Genomic DNA, 15,014 nt, shown 5'->3' on the forward strand with positions numbered 1-15,014 from the left:
GGCAGGGGCGGTACGTCATGCTCGGTGCCTGTGTGGTGGAGCTGGTGATGACGGGCGACGGCCGGTGGAGTGTTCCGGAGGCTGAGGTGCGCCGGGCGGCGGCGGCATGGACCGCGGTGGAGATGGACGCCCTGGACCTGGTCCGTATCGGTCCGTTCCGTGGTGTGCCGGAGCAGGAGTGCACGGGTGGAACGCTGCATGGTTGGCGCCGGCGCATCAGCTGGGAACTGCAAGAGGCAGATCACCCCGGACGGCAGGCGGGCCGTGAGCCCGGACAGTGGTCTCATCTGGCAGGGATCGACTGGCGGCGGTTGCTGGTGCAGCGGTCCCGTGGCAGGGTCGAGCGGTCGTGGTGGCTTCCGCGTGCCGTGGTCAGGCTGCTGGACGCTGCCGAGCACACCGAAACCGAGTGGCTGCACACCACGCGGGCCTGCAAGGTGGACACAGCTGTCACCGAACAGCACCGCCGGGATGCCCGAGCCACCGACAGCCAGTCCACGACGGGCGTGAACGGTCCAGCCATCCCGCAGCGCCTGTATACGGGGGAGCTGCGAGGTCAGTTGTACTCGGTGCTGAGCCGCAAGCCGGGTATGTCCCGCCAGGTGGCCGGGTGGGTGTGTGTCATCTGCAGTACCGCGCCGGCTGCTGTGCTGGATCACTGCCATGAACACGGCTACGTCCGCGCCCCGGTCTGCCCGTCCTGCAACACGCTGGAGCGCCCCGACCACCTGTACGACAACGACATCCGCGTCGCCAGCCGCTACCGGCGCCTCTTCGACACCGACGCGGTCGGCTGGCTGCGCCACTGGCACCGCTGTCCGGGCTGCCGCACCCGCACCACCCTGCCTCTGCCTCACCTCGCCGCATGGACCGCCTGCACAGCCACCCGCACCCTGCGCCCCACCCACTCTGGGTCCCGCGGGCGGAAGCCCTGCGGAGTGCTGCGCGTCTCGTGGACGGGCAACCAGAACACACCCCGCTCCTGCCTGCTCACCGTCTCCGTCGACTTCTGCCCCTCCGGTCAGCACCGCGTCCTGGCACGGGTGCCCTACCGGGAGGCCGTCGAGCGGTTCGGTACCTGGCTGGCCGAAACTGCCCCTGCTGTGGCGGCCGCAGCCGGTCCCGACCGCCTGGACGGCCTCCCTGCCGCACCTCGGCCTGTCATCGCCGACACCAGCGGCGAAGGCCTGGCGCTCTTCTGACCGAACACCAGCAAAGCGGCTCCACAGGTCGCCGGACCGCGTCCGGCGACCTGTGCTCCGAGATCGAAAGGAGCGTCTGTCAGGTGGAGCCGTTGATGCGGCTGCGGGGTGTGATGCCGTGGACGGCGAGGGTGTTCCAGAATGCTGGTGGTGCTCTGGCCGGTGCGTTCGGCAATCCGGCCGACGGGCTCGCCGTTCGCGTAGGCATCCAGGACGGCGGCGGCCAGCTTTCGGCGGGCAGCGTGCAGCGCCTCCTGTACCGACTGGTATTCCCCCCGGGCTGCTTCCAACGCGTCCTCGCTCATACGCCCATCCTGCCAGCCAGCTCTCTGGTCACCCGTACCACTGCCGGTCCGGACGGCGCTCCCTTTATCTGAGCGGAGCGCGGTCTTGTTGCGGCAGCAGCGGGTCGGTCGCGGTGGGGAGTGAGGTGGCTGCGTTGCATTCGCGGCAGGGGACGGTGCGGGGTTGGCGGAGGATGTCGAGGGCCTGGTCGAGGGTGATGAGTGTGGCGTGAGGCTGGCAGCCAATGACGTGGATCAGGCGTGCTCCGGGGTGGCCGGGGCGGTGAGGGAGGTCTTGTACCGTCCAGGCCTGCCGCCCGTCGGCGGTGGGAGCAGCGAGGGTGGGGATGCGGCTGTAGTCGCTGCCTTCGAGAGGGCGGACATGACGGGCGTCGAGCCAGACACTCTGTTCCGCGGGCTCCGTACGGCCGCTGCTGCCAACTGCCCAGAAGGTGATGCCCACCCGGTACTGCCATCCGACCGCTGCGCGCCGCCGCTCATACAGGCGGGCCAGCAATTTCTGCCCGTCAGGCATCGTGACGGTCACCTGGGCCGCGTTCTGCGGCATTGCGATCCCCTCCACCCTACCCAGCATCCTAACCGGACGCCTTGCAGGTTGAGGTTCCCCCGCTGATCAGCACCTCCCGCACAGCGGGGTGTCAACATCTCCTCAGTCTTCAGGAACCGGCGACAGCCAGACGTCAGTGGGAGTGCTGGGCAGCGGCCCGCCGCCCTTCTGAGGGGCACAGCAAGTCCGCGTGATCGGAGGCGCGGTGTGCGCAATGGCGACGAAGGGGTTCGGCTGCGGCGGGTCCCTGCGCGTGGCTGGTGGCTTCCTGGGCCCTGTCGAGGTGCGGGAGGCCACCAGCTTGCTTACGCGCCGCGGTTAATACATGGGGTCGATGCCCTGGCCGCCCATGCCGTCCTCCTGCTGCTTGCTTTCCTCCTGCAGGCGGCGGGCCTTGTCCGTCAGCCGCTTGCGCTCCTGCGGGTCGGTGGCACGCTCCGCGGCGTCCGTCAGTTCCTGCGCCTTGGCACGCATCTGCTGGGCGCGCCCGCCGGATTCGCCTGCAACACTCATGATCACTCCTGAAACTGGGGGAGAGGACCCGGCCAGCGAATCAGTGCCAGGGGGCTCGCGCATCTTGAACGGTCACCCACCGCTGTTCCGGCAGTTTCAGTGCGCCGGAGCGGACGGAGCTGTTCGAGAATGTCTGAGTGTGCGTGGGCCGGGCAGGAGAATGAGATGGCTGACCTTTCGCAGTTGCTGCAGCAGACCATGCGCCGCCGTCATCTGACCGCTCAGGCACTTGCCGAGCGCACTGGTATCCGTACTCCACGCATCGTGTTCGCCCAGGACGGGGCACACGGCCCCGTCCACCCCACGGAAGCAGAGCTGGCCGAACTCGCCGTGGCCCTGGCACTGCCTCTGCCCGATGTCCTCGACGCCGCCGGTACTGCTGCCGGCGCGCCGTCCTGACGTCCATCTGGGGAGGCCCCGCCGTGGCCGCGCTCGCAGTCCTGCTTCCTGCTGTCTTCCTCGGCCTCATCCTCGCCCTGGGCCGTTACGAAGAACGCCTCTTCACCCCACGGCCCGCCGCGCAGCACCGCCGCTCGCCCACACACCGCCGCCACGCACGCCGGTGAACACAACGGCCCGCTCTTCCAGCTGACTGAGAGGCGTGCCCGGCTCACGGCCCGACACTTCGGCATTCTCGGCATACGCGAACGTGGCGCCGACTCGGAGCGCTCTGTGCGCGGCTGTGGCCCGGCCCGCGTATGACGTCGACCGCGCATGGCCGGGTCCGGGCACAGAGCCGTCCGGGTGGCAGTTGTGGCGTATGGCGTAGGCCGGCGCTGCCGGTCCCACCGCAGTGGGCAGGAATGGCGAAGCCATTTGCCCTGGATGCGAGGAGCTGACGAACCTTGGCCGGAGCGCCCCCTGCGCACGGTCACCTCGCCGACGAACGGCCGTCACGGCTTTCGTCATCTCGCGTCTGGCGGCCACTGGCTCGATGAAGGCGGAGCGACGGCCGCGATGGCCGCCCAGAATCAGAAGGAGACAACCTCGATGACTGACATGTGGAGTTACCCGCCCGCGTCCCAGTACACGCCCGGCAGCACCCTGACCGGCTTCAAAGTCGAAGCCACCGACGGGCACATCGGCAAAGTCGACGAGGCCACCGAAGAAGTCGGCTCCTCCCACATTGTCGTCGACACCGGCCCGTGGATCTTCGGCAAGCACGTCCTGCTCCCCGCAGGAACCATCCTGCGCGTCGACATGGAAGAAGAGAAGATCCACGTCAGCCGCACCAAGGACCAGATCAAGGACGCACCCGAGTACGACAAGGACCGGCACCGCGGCGACAACACCTACCGCGAGCAGATCGGCCGGTACTACGGCAGCGAACACCTCTGAGCCCACCACGGCTGCGTGGGCCCAACGCCGCGCCTGAACCACTTGTGCTTCGCCCTGCCGGCCGTACGACTGGCAGGCAGGGCTTCCGCATGCCCGGAGCACCGACGTTTCCCCGGGACGTGAGGTTTGCCTCACGAAGGCGGGCCGAGCCGCTGTTCACCGGCCGGGTGTATCCGCATTGCTTGCCGTGGCGCCCCGGGGCCGGGCGGAGGCACGCTGAAGCGGACAACCGCGTGCACTGGGCTTCCGGCCTTCCGTCGGCGCGCGCCGCTCTCGCCGTATCGGGCAACAGCCGGGCAGCCCTGTGTGGGAGTGAGGCCATCATGCGACACCATGCGGACGGCGCAGGTCCCTCGCCGTCCGGAGCAAGTGAGCAGTCGCCGGCGGAGAAGCCGACAGATTTGCCCAGGCGGGCGCCGGCTGCGGCCAGTAGCGGCTCGCCGCGACCCGGCCCGGCCCGGCTAGGCCGATCCTCCGCACATAGCTGAATCGGATGAACTGATGAGTTGGCCGGTACTTCGATAAGTGCGGGTCGTTGTTCTGGACGTGCCGATATCTCGTTCGTGTCGTTCCCGGGTCCAGCGCCCCCGCATGTCGGTGGAGTTGGCGCCTGTGGTGGAGAGGCGTCTGGGTGCTCTGCCTGCCTCTGCCGAGTTTCTGCGCCGGCTGGACGTGGCCGGGATCATCGACGAGCTGTGTCCTGTCCGTGAGGTGGCTCATCTGACGCACGGGCAGGTCGTCGAGGCGCTGATCGCCAACCGGCTGTCCTCGCCGACCTCGATGGTGCGGGTGGAGGACTGGGCGCGGAAGTGGGCTGTCGAGGAGGTCTTCGGCATCGAGCCGGACCTGCTCAACGACGACCGTATCGCCCGCGCTCTGGACGCGATCGCCCCGCACCTGGAGGAGATCACCGGCTCGGTCGGCGCGCAGGCCATCGCGGAGTTCGGCATCGATACCGCTCAGATCCACTGGGACATGACGTCGATCTCCATGTTCGGCGCCTACCCGGACCAGGAAGAGGAGTACGCGCAAGTCAGATACGGTCACCCCAAGGACCGGCGGGTCGACCTGAAGCAGGTCCAGGCCGGGCTGGCCGTCACCCGCGACGGTGGCATCCCCGTCTTCCACCGTGCCTACGACGGCGGAGCGGGCGAGGTCGCCCAGGTCGTCGGCGCGATGAAGGCCCTGCGGAAGATCGCCGACCGCAAGGACTTCCTGCTCGTCGCGGACTCCAAACTGGTGTCCTACCCGAATGTCACCGCCCTGCTTGACGCCCGGGTCGGATTCGTCGCCCCCATACCCGCGGCCCAGGTCAAAGCCGGCTTCTACGCCACTGCCGACCTCGGGGCCGCCGAGCTGGTCGACTACGTCAACGACCGCGACCGCGAGCGGGAGACCCCCGCCGACCAGCGCGAGTCCTACCGGGTCCTGGAAGACGTCCACGCCATGGCAGGACCACGCAAGCGCGACCCGGTCCACCACCTGCGCCGGATCCTGGTCCACTCCACCGGCAACGCGGAGGGCCAGCGCAAAGCACGCGCCAAGCGTCTGGCCAGAGCCACCGAGGATCTGGAGAAACTGCAAAACTCGGCCGGCGGCCGGTACTACACCACCGCCGAGAAGGTCCAGGCCCGGATCGGGGTGATCACCAAGTCCCGCCGGGTCGCCAGCTGCCTGCGTACCACCGTCACCGCCGGCCCCGACGGGAAACCCACTCTGGCCTGGCACTTCGACGAGGACGTCCTGGCCGCCGAAGCCGCCGCCGACGGCTGGTACTCCCTGGTCACCGCTCTGACTCCGGAGCAGGCCGACACGGCCGAGGTCTTCCGGCGCTACAAAGGCCAGGGAGTGGTCGAACGCCGCTACGGCGAGTTCAAAGGCCCCCTGGCCGTCGCGCCGCTGTTCCTGGAGCACAACCGCCGCATCACGGCCTTGATCACCGTGATCTGCCTGGCCCTGCTGGTCTACTGCCTGATCGAACGCCAGGTCCGCCAGGCCCTGGGCCCCGAGCAGACCATGGCCGGCCTCTACCCCGACAACCGCAAGGTCCGACCCACCGGCCGCATGATCCTCTACCACCTCGACGGCCTCATGCTCCGCCCCGGCACCGCCACCGACCCACCCGTCATCCTCATCAGCCGAGGAGTCCAAGCACACCTACTCGAACTCCTCGGCATCGACGAAACCCGGCCCCGCTGGCTGGAGACCTAAAGCCCCATGTGCGAAGTCACCGGCTAGGCTCCTCCACCCGGCTTACGGCCCACCACGCATCGCCGCCCTGCCGTTCCTCCCCGGCGAGGACGTGGCGGATGGTACCGAGGGCTTACGCCTGCTGGGAGTAATGCCGCTCGTACCGCACCCCTTCGACGGCTTCCTCGTCTTCGTCGCGCAGGTCGCCGGTGGCGCGGGCGCGCAGGGCGCCCACCGGGTTGTCGCTGTGCCCGGTGACCCAGCTCGCGTACGGCGCCAGGTGCCGACGGGCCCACGGGTCGGTGATACCCATCCAACCGCGCTCATCGACGAGCGGGCCCAGCCGCCAGCCGAGCGTCTCGGCGACTTCCACCACAGTCTCGCCGGTCACCCAGCGGGGCAGGATCCCGGCCATCGCCTCGAGCGCGGCGGGGTCCACAGACCCGGAGGGCACCTCGGGGCCGACGTCCAGGGTCATCCCGAGCACGATGGTGGACTCGGTGGAGCCGGGGCGGCCGGCCACCAGGTCCTCGGGTCGGCCCGTGGCGTGCTCGCAGGCCGCGCGCCGCGGTGATCGTGGCAGTCATGGTGCCGCCACTCAGTAGCCCTTGCGGGCCGCCGCGCGGGACTGTGCTTCGGCGTCACGGACGGGGATGGTGGCGAGGAGTTCGCCAGGGTTGTCGGCCCTGGCGAGGGACTTGGTACGGGCCGGGTCGGCATACAGGGTCCACACGTCGCCGCCCATACGGGGCCAGTAGGAGAGCTGCCAGAACCGGCGGTTGGCGTAGCTGATCTGCCAGGAACGCGGGCCGGACGGGTGCGCGCTCACACCGGCCGGAAGGTCCGGCAGTTCCGGCGCGGGACCGAACGCACGGTGTATGTAGGCGAGGTGTTCGGCGGTCGGCACGATGGCGACGCGCACCGTGTGCGGCCACCGGTGCCCGTCGGGCAGCATCGGCGCCCACTCCTTCCAGTGGGCCTCGCTCGTCGCGCTGCCGGTGTACGGCGCCCAGGCCGCGCCGCGCGCGTAGTTGAAGCCAAGCCGCATCAGGTGCCACCCTGCGGCGATCTTCAGTCCTTCCGTGTTCGCGCCGTCGGTGATGGCGTCCAGGTAGATCCCGGCCGGGTCGTTCTCCCGACCGGCTGGGCCGCGCTCCGTGAGCGGGATCATGTGGCGTTCCGCCGTGCTGCCCTCGGCGGTCATCAGCCGCAGCGTGGCGCCCCCACCGGCGAGCGGGTACGCCATCCGGATTTCCGCGACGGTCGGCAGCGCGGAGAGCTGGCTTGCGCGCATGCGCGCTAGCCGCTCGTCCATGGTGGCCGACACCTGGGTACGCTCGCCGCCCTCGGCGGCCATGCGCCACGCGGCGCCGCGCGCACGGGTGCCCTGGTCGCAAGTTGCCGGCGCGGCCGTCTCGGGCGCGGCAGCGGCCTTCTCCCGCTCGTGGGCAACCGCGCCGACCGCCAGCGCGAGCGCGCCCTTACGGGTGGTGCTGTGGCTGCCGACCTGCCGCCGCTCGCCGCCGACTTCGCGCACCATCCAAACCAACTCCGCGTTCCTGGTCACCTGGTACGCCGCATAGGCGCACTGCGGAAACCGGCGGCCGTTGAGCGTCTCGCCGGGAAGGTCGAACAGCCAGCCGTCTACGCCGTATTCGGTGCCCTCCGGCGCACGGCCGTTGGTCGGGGTGTACCGGCGATAGGAGCGGGCGACGATCTCCCGAACGATGCTGCGGGCCGTGGTGGTGGTCATGGTTTGGGGTTCCTTCCCGAGTGCTGCCGTGGTCTCCGCACGCCGACCGGCGTGCGGTCAGTGCCCCCACCCCGCCTCGAACGAGGAGGGGCCGGCCAAAGGCCCCGGATCCGGGGGCGCCGTGGCGTTAGAACGGAGGGCAGCAGAGGTGATCGGCGCACACGTGCGCGGCGGCCTCGGCCTCTTCGGCGGCGCGCTTGCGCTCGTACTCGGCCGCGCGCTTCTCGGCTCGCGCCACACACGGCGCGTTGTCGCACCGGCTGTGACCGGTGATCCCGTCCGTGGACCGGTCATAGTGGGTGATCAGGCCGTAGTCTTCGCACGAGCCGCACAGCGGTTCCGGGGCGTGCAGAGTCTCGCCGGACACGCATGACAACGGGGCCAGGGCGGTGGCGAGGTCGACCTTCCGGCCTCGGGCAATCTCGGCGGCCGGGACGTCGATGCGGAAACCGCCGACCGGGTAGCCCGGGTGGTCGGAGAACACCACGGCACACATCCAGGAGCCGGAGTGGCGCTTGCGCGGCAGCGGCTCCTCCTCGACACCCTCAGGCAAAGCGTCCTTCCGGAACTCGATCGGCACCACGACGACGCGGTAGGCCTGGTCAGTGCGCGGCTGCTGCCAGGGCAGTTCGACGAGCAGGTCCTTGGGCCACTCGGCGATGGTCACGGGCAGAGCTGACAGGTAGTGGTTCAGCGAGCCTTCGGGGGCCTGGGCCAGCCGGGTCCGCTCCTGCTCCTCGGTCTCGATGAAGCCGATGCGGCTGAGGAAACTCATGATGGTCAGTGCTCCTTGGTCAGTGCTTGGTCGGGACAGCCGACGCGGATTGGAAGTAGGCGAGTTCGCCGAGTTCGCGGCGCACGCCGTAGATGCGTGCGGCCTCCAGGGCGGCGAGGTCCTGATGAACGAGGTCGTCCGGCTTCGTCAGCCAGTGGACGAACACCCCGGCGTCGTCAGTGCCGTTCCGGGGAGGGCGGACGATGATGCCGACGCTGCCGGAGGAGGGCGAGGTGCTGGTCATCGGGGAGCCGGCGGAAAAGGGTTGCCTCGCCGAACTGCTTTGACTTGGCGGCCAAGGCCTCTTCCTTACTTGGCTGTGCTGTCAGCCCTACTCGGTGACCGCAGAGAGGATGCCCCTGGGCTACGGATGCTGGAGTGCAAGGGCCAGCACAAGACAGCCCCGAGCGCTCCGGTACCGCAGATAACCCAAGTCGCGGTGACACCCCCGCCGTGGCTGAGCGACCACGCGGCGAGGAGAGGCGCGGTGACGACGGCCAGCGCGAGGTTGCTGCCCCACAGGCCGGCGTACCGTCCGTGTGCTCCAGGCGGGGCAAGATGGCTGACAAGATCTCCTGCCGCGATGAAGAGGATGATCTCGCCGGGTACAGCAGCGGCGGCGGCAAGGCAGTAGCCGATCGTGGAGTCGGCCAGGCCAGCTAGGCCCATGCCGATGCCCAGGAGGATGGAGCTGGCGGCGAGCAGGCCTGTCATGGGTTCGCCTTGCGCAGCGCGTCTGCTGAGCCAAGGGGTCAAGAAGGGGGAGACAAGGAGTACGGCGGCTGCGTTTGCTACCTGCGTCCACCCGTACGCGGTCACGTCGAGGCCGTCCGAGCTCATAAGCATCGGCATTGCCGTGAAGACACTGCCGGCACAGGTGAGAGCACAGAGGCTGGCCAGGGAGAGCAACCACAAGCGGCTGTCACGCAGGGGGTGGGAGTAGCTCGGACGGCTGCAGTCCAGGCCCGGGCCGGGCCTTCGGGGCGGGAGCAGAAGCACCGCGGCAATCCCGAACAATGCGCAGGCACAGGCGTTGATCCAGAACAGCGTCGGTAGTCCTGCTGTGGCAGCGAGGTACCCACCCAGTGATCCAGTGAGCGCGGCTCCGATGTTGACGCAGAAGTGACGCCACCCGCTCACGAGTACCTGCTGAGCCTTGGTGGGAAAGGTGTCGTCGATGAGTGCCGTGATCACCGGCCGTGCTGCGTCATATACCACTCCGGTGAGGAATGACGATACGAGGAGTGCCACTGGAGACTGCACTTCAGCAAGCACCGGCAGTGTCACGGTAGCTGCTCCCATGGCGTAGCCGAGCGTCGCGCGTGGGCCGAATCGGTCGGACAGCCATCCGCACCCGACCTGTCCTACGAGCCAGCCGGCGCCGAAGCTGGCCACGATCCAGCCGGTCATATGGGCGGAGAAGCCCAGGTTGTTGGCGTGGTAGGGGAGGAAAGGGTAGGCGAAGCCGAAGGCGCGGATGGTGAAGGTTCCGATGAATGCCGCCCAGATGATGGGCGGCCAGCGGCGGGCCTTGGCATCGGGGTCGGGGGCGGTCTGCGGCGTAGCAACGGTAGAAGGCACTGGTGCTCCATCTGTGGTCAGGTTCCCTCTGGCGGTGTGGTCGTGCCAGGGCTGAGATCAGGTCCCCGGAAGGCGGATGGAGTTCGCGACCAAGGCGGCGGTGTCGGCGGCTGTCACAACACCGGTCTTGTCGGGTGCCGCAGCAAGCACCGGACGACGGGTGAGCCGACGACGACGCCAGCCACGAAAGGTGCGATCTGCTCGGCGCGATCGGGATGCGGGTCGCGCACGGCGACCCGGTCGCCGGCGAGCAGCAGGCGCACGCCCTTGCTGCCGAACAGCAGGTGGCGTCCGGTGGAGCGGTAGAGGACATGGGGAGTTTCCGGGGGATGCGTCCTTGGCCAACTCGGCGCAGAGCGCGGTCTCTTTCGAGATCGCAGTCGGATGGAAGGAGGAGCCGCTCAGCGTGTCTCGCTGTAGCCGCACTCGGAGCACGTGTGCGTGGCCTTCTTGGCCTTCTTGCTGGCGCGGACGCCGTGGGCGTTCGACTCCATGTCGATGGTGCAGTTCGGGCAGTTCATGGCTCGGCTCCTGACGTGACGAGGATGTTCTTCAACGCCAGATCCGGATCAGCTCCGCTGATCCTTTGTGCTCACTGCCTTCACGGGACGAGCAGGGCGAGCCACGAAGAAGAAAAAACACAGCACCCCGGCGCAGCTACTGCCCGAAGGCGGAGCGCGCACCGGGGTGCTGGGGAAGCCGGAGCCGCGGAGATCTCCAGGGACGCGCGGCAGGGATCAGCTGCAGCGCTCAGGAATCGAACCTGTTCCGCGGTCGGTCTGCACGGTGTGCCCACTGGCGCACGCCGGGATCAGTCGGCGCACTGCGGATTCGAACCGCTCCGTGCAGAAGTCTGTGGCGGGTCTGCTGACGGCGGTCTCCGCACTACGAGGCCGTTGGCAGTCTGCTGGGCCAACCGCCGTGCGGCTGACCGGAATTCCTCGAAAGTGACGGGCTGCACCGCCTGGCGGCCAGAGCCGAATGCGCCGGCCCGGCGGCACAGGTAGCCCTTGCACAGCTCCTGGTCGGCCAGGCGGTCTTCTTCGCTGTCGAGCGGAGTGTTCCGCGAAGTCGAACGGTAGGGTCTCCTGCAAGATGGCGACGGCGCTCATGAGTGACCTCCAGACGTGACAAGGATGTTATTCATTGCCAGATCCGGATCAGCTGCGCTGATCCCCTTCGTGGCGACATGAGATTCAGCGAAAACGGAGATCCCCTATGACGGAACGGGGCAGACTCCATCACCGGGGATCGCTGTATTCGGTTCTCGGTATTCAGTTGTGGCTTGTGGTGGCTTGGCTCAGCCGAACGGCAGCTGCTCGTCCACGGCGCTGGCGTGCGCGACGGCCGGAGCGGCAGCCGCGACCGGGGTGGGAGTCTGGGCCTGCAGGGCCTGGTTCTGGGCCTCGGCGTTCTGCACGCGCTCGTTCAGGCGGGCCTGGGTCACGGAGCGCGGCTCCAGGAAGGTGATGTCCTCGGAGATCACCTTCAGGTCGAAGACCTGCTCGCCACCCTTGGAGTACCGGTCCATGCGGAGCGTGTAGCCGACGGCGACGAGGTCGCCCTTGTGGATGTTGGCGTAGGGGCCCAAGCCCTGGGTCTGTGCGCGGACGAAGGCCTCGACGGGTACGGCGTCCGAGTCGCGCTGGTTCTGCGCGTTGGTGTAGGCGCGGTCGGTGAAGACCGTGAAGAGGACCTTCTTGGAACCGTCCTTGTTCTCGAAGACCTTGGGGTCGTTCGCGAGGCGGCCGATGAGCTGTCCGTTGTTGCGGGGGTTCGACATGAGTTCTTCTCCTCGAATACAGCACAGCGCCCGGATCGATGTCGTCGTCCGCGCGCAGTTGGGTGGGTTGGGCTGAGATATTCACTTGTCTGTCATGCCACCATCCGGATCGGCTTCGCCGATCAGATGATGTTCTCTTTCAATGCTTCATCCGAATCAGCTGCGCTGATCGAATGCTTCGTCATTCCGGGTCCCGAATCGGCTTCGCCGATCAGACTCGCGTTCTTCGTTGATTTACCGGCCACTTCCCCGACCAGACCCCCACGTGATGTTCGGATGTCCCGCAGCTCGGTTTCTACCTGGCCTGCTCTAGAGGTGTCGCCGGTCTCGCAAGCAAGCCGGTACGAGTGTTCGAGATCCGCGATCTTGGCCCGGTGGAGTGTTGCGGTGGTGAGCCAGAACACCAGGACCATTGCGAGGATGATGAGAGCGCCTACGAGGAACTCAGGGGCGGGAGTCCTCACAGCGTCACCTGCACTTCGTAGGCCGTCGAGCGGTAAGGCCCAACGGTGAGTGCGTGCACGGGCGTCACCAGACCTGCCTGCGCCAGGCGAGCCGTCAGGCCAGAGTGCTCGGACCAGTCCTTGATGAAGACGTTCCCGGGCTCGGGCGTGAGACCGTAGCCCTGCAGGCTGATCGAGATGGGCTCGGGGCCCTCGGCGTTTTCGAGTTCCAGCACACGGTTCTCGTTGTCGTGCACGAGCGCTCCAGTCAGCTCGATGCAGCCGAAGGCGACGGTGACGTCGTGCTTCACGGTGGTCGTGGACTCAGCCATGGTGGTCTCGCTTTTCTCGTGATGTGGGTTGTGGACGCCGACGGGCGCGATCAGCTGATGCCTCCGCTTTCACATGCTCCGCGGGCCTGAAGCACAAGCGATAAGGCATGGGCGGCAGGCTGGTGGCGGTTCGCGGTCACGGCTGGTCCCCCTGGAGTACGGCGCGCAGCCGGGCGGCCAGGTCGGTGTCCTGACCCTCCAGCAGCGCCAGGGCCCGCTCGATGCGCTGCTCGGCCGTCAGGCGCCGGCGGCGGCAGCGGCCTCTTCGCTCGTGTCGTATGTGAGGTCCTCGGCTGCCTCCTGGACCTTGCGGTTCGCGGCGGTGGCGATTCACCACCAGGATGGGCTCACAGCCTCGGTGCTGACCGGGTGGGGCCAGCGCTTGCGTGCGTCCTGGCGGGTCATGCCCCAGGCGGCGCCAAGGTCGGGGGAGTTCGCGCCGTGCGTTCCGGCGTTGGCCGCGAAGTCGTCGGCGAGGCGCTCGGTCTTGACCTTGACCTGCCGCAGGGCCCACGAAGCGATCGCGCCCGTGGGCGAGGGGGATGCCGATGCCCCCTGCAGATCTACTTCCGGATCGACTGCGTCGATCCAGATCAGTCACCAGCCAGCGCCTGTTCGCGATACAGCTCGCTGATCCGGGCAACGGCTTCAGCTGGAGGCTCATAGACCGGCGGCAGCTCGCTGACTGTGATGTCGAGGTGTCGGGCATCCGGCAACAGCGCGGGCCGCGGTATCGCTGCTCCGCCGGCGGTGCTCAGGTAGAGCTCGATCGCGCGCTCGATACGCCTGTTGCGGGTCAGAACTCTGCTGATGCCGTTGACCTCGTCGAGATCCAGGTCGAGGACTACCGCCCGGTTGAGTGCCCGGCGCATGCGGTCTTCGACGGCGCAGTGCACGTCCAGATCGACGTCGGTGCCGTCGTATCCGAGCAGCACGGCGTCGAAGACGCCCTCAATGCTGTCCGGGAGCTGCCAGCCGGGGAGATGTCCGAAGGTGCCGTCGGTCTCGCGGTCGTCGGCGTCGAGCAGATGGTTCCAGTCGTCACGCCGGCGCTTCCACTCGTCCTTCCGGATCTCCTTCGGTCGGTCAGCCTGGTTCTGGTAGTGGTAGTCGACGAAGAAGGGCCGGCCGTTGGCTTCGAGAGCCATGAGCTCGTCGGTGTACGCGCGGTTCCCGGCGAAGGGGTACGCCAGCCGGCGCGTGCCGTAGTCGTCGTCGACCTGGCCGAAGACGATGCTGAAGCGCAGCGGGTCGTGGAACGTGATGCGGTCATCGAGCCCGGCCTGCTCGTCGAGCCAGAGCTTCCGGGCCCGGTAGACGAGGTAGTTGTGCAGGGGGCCGCCCATGTCGCGTTCGCGTACCTCGGCGTCGTCGACGACGCGGGCGACGTTCCTGGCGATGATGGGTACAGCCAGCTCGCGGAAGACCTCGCGCATGTGCTTGGAGATCACGCGGGTGAGTTCGAAGAGGTCGGGCGCGTGCGCGGTCAGTCGCAGCCCGTCGTACAGCCTGGCGCTCATCGGATTTTCCGTTCTCGGGATGCTCCTATAGCTGTCAAGTAGCTGGAGCGAGGTCGTTTTGAGTGATTTGCGTGGCCGGTGTGCTGGTCAGGGCGCGGTAGATCTCGCGGGCGACGAATCGCTTGAGGCAGCGCATGATGTCCTTCTTGGACAGCCCACCCTTGGTGCGGCGTTCGACGTAGGCACGGGTGCGTTCATCGAAGCGCATCCGGACCAGCACGATGGTGTGCAGCGCGTTGTTCGCGGCCCGGTCACCGTCGCGGTTGAGGCGCTGACGGTGGGTGCGGCCGGACGAGGCCGAGATCGGAGCGACACCGGCGTGGTGCGCGAACACCCCCTCAGACCACATGTGTTCGGGGTCGTCCCCGGCCGAGGCCAGCAGCTGGCCGGCTGTCTCGGGGCCGACGCCGAACAGCTCCAGCAGCGTGGGGGCCGCCTGCTTGACCGGCGGGCCGATCTGGGCGTCCAGGGCCTGGTGGCGGCGGGCTGTCCGTAGCACCCACACCGCCTCGACCACGCCGTCCCGGCTCTTCGGTGTGCCGGTGGCCCGGCCGGACAGCACGGCCGCCGCGGCGGCGTAGGCGTCGATCGGGTCGGCTTGCCCTTCAACCGCCGCGTCTTGCGGTCCAGACGGTCACGTCCACGACGGTGACACCGGCGGCAGCCAGCACCCGGGCGAGCTCGGCACCGTAGGCGCCGGAGTCCCCCGACCACACCGGGCCAGGGGCGACG

Annotated in this window: 19 protein-coding genes and 1 pseudogene; 6 read left to right on the forward strand and 14 right to left on the reverse strand. The window is 68.3% G+C overall.

Features of this window, described 5'->3' with window-relative positions; genetic code table 11:
- The first annotated feature begins 17 nt into the window (after positions 1 to 17).
- Both ACLLJJ_RS33505 and ACLLJJ_RS33510 read left to right on the forward strand, forming a co-directional pair.
- Positions 18 to 1,202 carry an endonuclease domain-containing protein gene (locus tag ACLLJJ_RS33505; RefSeq protein ID WP_434598100.1) on the forward strand — a complete coding sequence of 395 codons (1,185 nt, stop codon included), beginning with the start codon at positions 18 to 20 and terminating at the stop codon, positions 1,200 to 1,202.
- 83 nt (positions 1,203 to 1,285) lie between these two features.
- On the forward strand, positions 1,286 to 1,579 hold the full coding sequence (locus ACLLJJ_RS33510) for a hypothetical protein (RefSeq protein WP_283522723.1): 294 nt from the start codon (positions 1,286 to 1,288) through the stop codon (positions 1,577 to 1,579).
- Here the strand turns inward: ACLLJJ_RS33510 and ACLLJJ_RS33515 are convergent.
- Both ACLLJJ_RS33515 and ACLLJJ_RS33520 read right to left on the reverse strand, forming a co-directional pair.
- Positions 1,572 to 2,054: a DUF6233 domain-containing protein gene (locus ACLLJJ_RS33515; protein WP_283522722.1), complete on the reverse strand. Its 483-nt coding sequence runs from the start codon at positions 2,052 to 2,054 to the stop codon at positions 1,572 to 1,574. The two genes, ACLLJJ_RS33510 and ACLLJJ_RS33515, sit on opposite strands and share 8 nt — an antisense overlap.
- A gap of 318 nt (positions 2,055 to 2,372) precedes the next feature.
- Positions 2,373 to 2,567, reverse strand: coding sequence for a DUF6381 family protein (locus tag ACLLJJ_RS33520; RefSeq protein ID WP_434598103.1), 195 nt, complete (start codon positions 2,565 to 2,567; stop codon positions 2,373 to 2,375).
- A 165-nt stretch (positions 2,568 to 2,732) separates the two neighbouring features.
- On the opposite strand from ACLLJJ_RS33520, the gene ACLLJJ_RS33525 reads away from it, so the two are divergent.
- The 4 genes from ACLLJJ_RS33525 to ACLLJJ_RS33540 all read left to right on the forward strand — a co-directional run bounded on the left by ACLLJJ_RS33525 (position 2,733) and on the right by ACLLJJ_RS33540 (position 6,116).
- Positions 2,733 to 2,966, forward strand: coding sequence for an XRE family transcriptional regulator (locus ACLLJJ_RS33525; protein WP_434598106.1), 234 nt, complete (start codon positions 2,733 to 2,735; stop codon positions 2,964 to 2,966).
- 23 nt (positions 2,967 to 2,989) lie between these two features.
- Entirely contained in the window at positions 2,990 to 3,133 is a 144-nt protein-coding gene (locus tag ACLLJJ_RS33530; RefSeq protein WP_434598108.1) for a hypothetical protein, read from the forward strand.
- Positions 3,134 to 3,557: 424 nt separating this feature from the next.
- Positions 3,558 to 3,905, forward strand: a complete 348-nt coding sequence (locus ACLLJJ_RS33535) for a PRC-barrel domain-containing protein (protein ID WP_434598110.1) — start codon at positions 3,558 to 3,560, stop codon at positions 3,903 to 3,905.
- A gap of 591 nt (positions 3,906 to 4,496) precedes the next feature.
- Positions 4,497 to 6,116 carry an IS1634 family transposase gene (locus ACLLJJ_RS33540; protein WP_434588209.1) on the forward strand — a complete coding sequence of 540 codons (1,620 nt, stop codon included), beginning with the start codon at positions 4,497 to 4,499 and terminating at the stop codon, positions 6,114 to 6,116.
- A gap of 112 nt (positions 6,117 to 6,228) precedes the next feature.
- Here the strand turns inward: ACLLJJ_RS33540 and ACLLJJ_RS33545 are convergent, their stop codons facing one another.
- The 12 genes and pseudogenes from ACLLJJ_RS33545 to ACLLJJ_RS33600 all read right to left on the reverse strand — a co-directional run.
- Complete coding sequence (locus ACLLJJ_RS33545; RefSeq protein WP_434598112.1) at positions 6,229 to 6,618, reverse strand: hypothetical protein; 390 nt, start codon at positions 6,616 to 6,618, stop codon at positions 6,229 to 6,231.
- Between the two features lie 75 nt (positions 6,619 to 6,693).
- Positions 6,694 to 7,848 (reverse strand): hypothetical protein, encoded by a 1,155-nt coding sequence (locus tag ACLLJJ_RS33550; protein ID WP_434598114.1) that lies wholly within the window; start codon positions 7,846 to 7,848, stop codon positions 6,694 to 6,696.
- A 127-nt stretch (positions 7,849 to 7,975) separates the two neighbouring features.
- Positions 7,976 to 8,623: a hypothetical protein gene (locus ACLLJJ_RS33555; RefSeq protein ID WP_434598116.1), complete on the reverse strand. Its 648-nt coding sequence runs from the start codon at positions 8,621 to 8,623 to the stop codon at positions 7,976 to 7,978.
- Between the two features lie 19 nt (positions 8,624 to 8,642).
- On the reverse strand, positions 8,643 to 8,867 hold the full coding sequence (locus tag ACLLJJ_RS33560; RefSeq protein ID WP_434598118.1) for a hypothetical protein: 225 nt from the start codon (positions 8,865 to 8,867) through the stop codon (positions 8,643 to 8,645).
- A gap of 65 nt (positions 8,868 to 8,932) precedes the next feature.
- Positions 8,933 to 10,204, reverse strand: coding sequence for an MFS transporter (locus ACLLJJ_RS33565; protein ID WP_434598121.1), 1,272 nt, complete (start codon positions 10,202 to 10,204; stop codon positions 8,933 to 8,935).
- Between the two features lie 113 nt (positions 10,205 to 10,317).
- On the reverse strand, positions 10,318 to 10,467 hold the full coding sequence (locus ACLLJJ_RS33570) for a hypothetical protein (RefSeq protein WP_434598123.1): 150 nt from the start codon (positions 10,465 to 10,467) through the stop codon (positions 10,318 to 10,320).
- A gap of 1,037 nt (positions 10,468 to 11,504) precedes the next feature.
- Positions 11,505 to 11,987 (reverse strand): single-stranded DNA-binding protein, encoded by a 483-nt coding sequence (locus ACLLJJ_RS33575; protein WP_434598126.1) that lies wholly within the window; start codon positions 11,985 to 11,987, stop codon positions 11,505 to 11,507.
- Positions 11,988 to 12,109: 122 nt separating this feature from the next.
- Positions 12,110 to 12,400, reverse strand: coding sequence for a hypothetical protein (locus tag ACLLJJ_RS33580; RefSeq protein ID WP_434598129.1), 291 nt, complete (start codon positions 12,398 to 12,400; stop codon positions 12,110 to 12,112).
- Between the two features lie 47 nt (positions 12,401 to 12,447).
- Entirely contained in the window at positions 12,448 to 12,762 is a 315-nt protein-coding gene (locus tag ACLLJJ_RS33585) for a hypothetical protein (RefSeq protein ID WP_434598131.1), read from the reverse strand.
- Positions 12,763 to 12,898: 136 nt separating this feature from the next.
- The gene (locus ACLLJJ_RS33590) at positions 12,899 to 13,096 is read right to left on the reverse strand and encodes a hypothetical protein (protein WP_434598133.1); all 198 of its coding nucleotides are present in this window, start codon (positions 13,094 to 13,096) and stop codon (positions 12,899 to 12,901) included.
- Between the two features lie 259 nt (positions 13,097 to 13,355).
- A complete protein-coding gene (locus ACLLJJ_RS33595; RefSeq protein ID WP_434598135.1) occupies positions 13,356 to 14,282 on the reverse strand; it encodes a hypothetical protein in 927 nt (308 codons plus the stop codon).
- Between the two features lie 34 nt (positions 14,283 to 14,316).
- Positions 14,317 to 14,983, reverse strand: a pseudogene (locus ACLLJJ_RS33600) (transposase); the annotation flags it as partial.
- Positions 14,984 to 15,014: the final 31 nt, after the last annotated feature.

This window comes from Streptomyces sp. A5-4 (genome assembly GCF_051131715.1).
GTDB lineage: Bacteria > Actinomycetota > Actinomycetes > Streptomycetales > Streptomycetaceae > Streptomyces.

Bases quoted from the DNA above. Each gene is read 5' to 3' on its own strand.
- ACLLJJ_RS33505 (WP_434598100.1), top strand. From the start codon at position 18: ATGCTCGGTGCCTGTGTGGTGGAGCTGGTGATGACGGGCGACGGCCGG.
- ACLLJJ_RS33515 (WP_283522722.1), bottom strand. From the start codon at position 2,054: ATGCCGCAGAACGCGGCCCAGGTGACCGTCACGATGCCTGACGGGCAG.
- ACLLJJ_RS33520 (WP_434598103.1), bottom strand. From the start codon at position 2,567: ATGAGTGTTGCAGGCGAATCCGGCGGGCGCGCCCAGCAGATGCGTGCC.
- ACLLJJ_RS33525 (WP_434598106.1), top strand. From the start codon at position 2,733: ATGGCTGACCTTTCGCAGTTGCTGCAGCAGACCATGCGCCGCCGTCAT.
- ACLLJJ_RS33535 (WP_434598110.1), top strand. From the start codon at position 3,558: ATGACTGACATGTGGAGTTACCCGCCCGCGTCCCAGTACACGCCCGGC.
- ACLLJJ_RS33540 (WP_434588209.1), top strand. From the start codon at position 4,497: ATGTCGGTGGAGTTGGCGCCTGTGGTGGAGAGGCGTCTGGGTGCTCTG.
- ACLLJJ_RS33550 (WP_434598114.1), bottom strand. From the start codon at position 7,848: ATGACCACCACCACGGCCCGCAGCATCGTTCGGGAGATCGTCGCCCGC.
- ACLLJJ_RS33555 (WP_434598116.1), bottom strand. From the start codon at position 8,623: ATGAGTTTCCTCAGCCGCATCGGCTTCATCGAGACCGAGGAGCAGGAG.
- ACLLJJ_RS33560 (WP_434598118.1), bottom strand. From the start codon at position 8,867: ATGACCAGCACCTCGCCCTCCTCCGGCAGCGTCGGCATCATCGTCCGC.
- ACLLJJ_RS33575 (WP_434598126.1), bottom strand. From the start codon at position 11,987: ATGTCGAACCCCCGCAACAACGGACAGCTCATCGGCCGCCTCGCGAAC.
- ACLLJJ_RS33580 (WP_434598129.1), bottom strand. From the start codon at position 12,400: ATGGTCCTGGTGTTCTGGCTCACCACCGCAACACTCCACCGGGCCAAG.
- ACLLJJ_RS33585 (WP_434598131.1), bottom strand. From the start codon at position 12,762: ATGGCTGAGTCCACGACCACCGTGAAGCACGACGTCACCGTCGCCTTC.
- ACLLJJ_RS33595 (WP_434598135.1), bottom strand. From the start codon at position 14,282: ATGAGCGCCAGGCTGTACGACGGGCTGCGACTGACCGCGCACGCGCCC.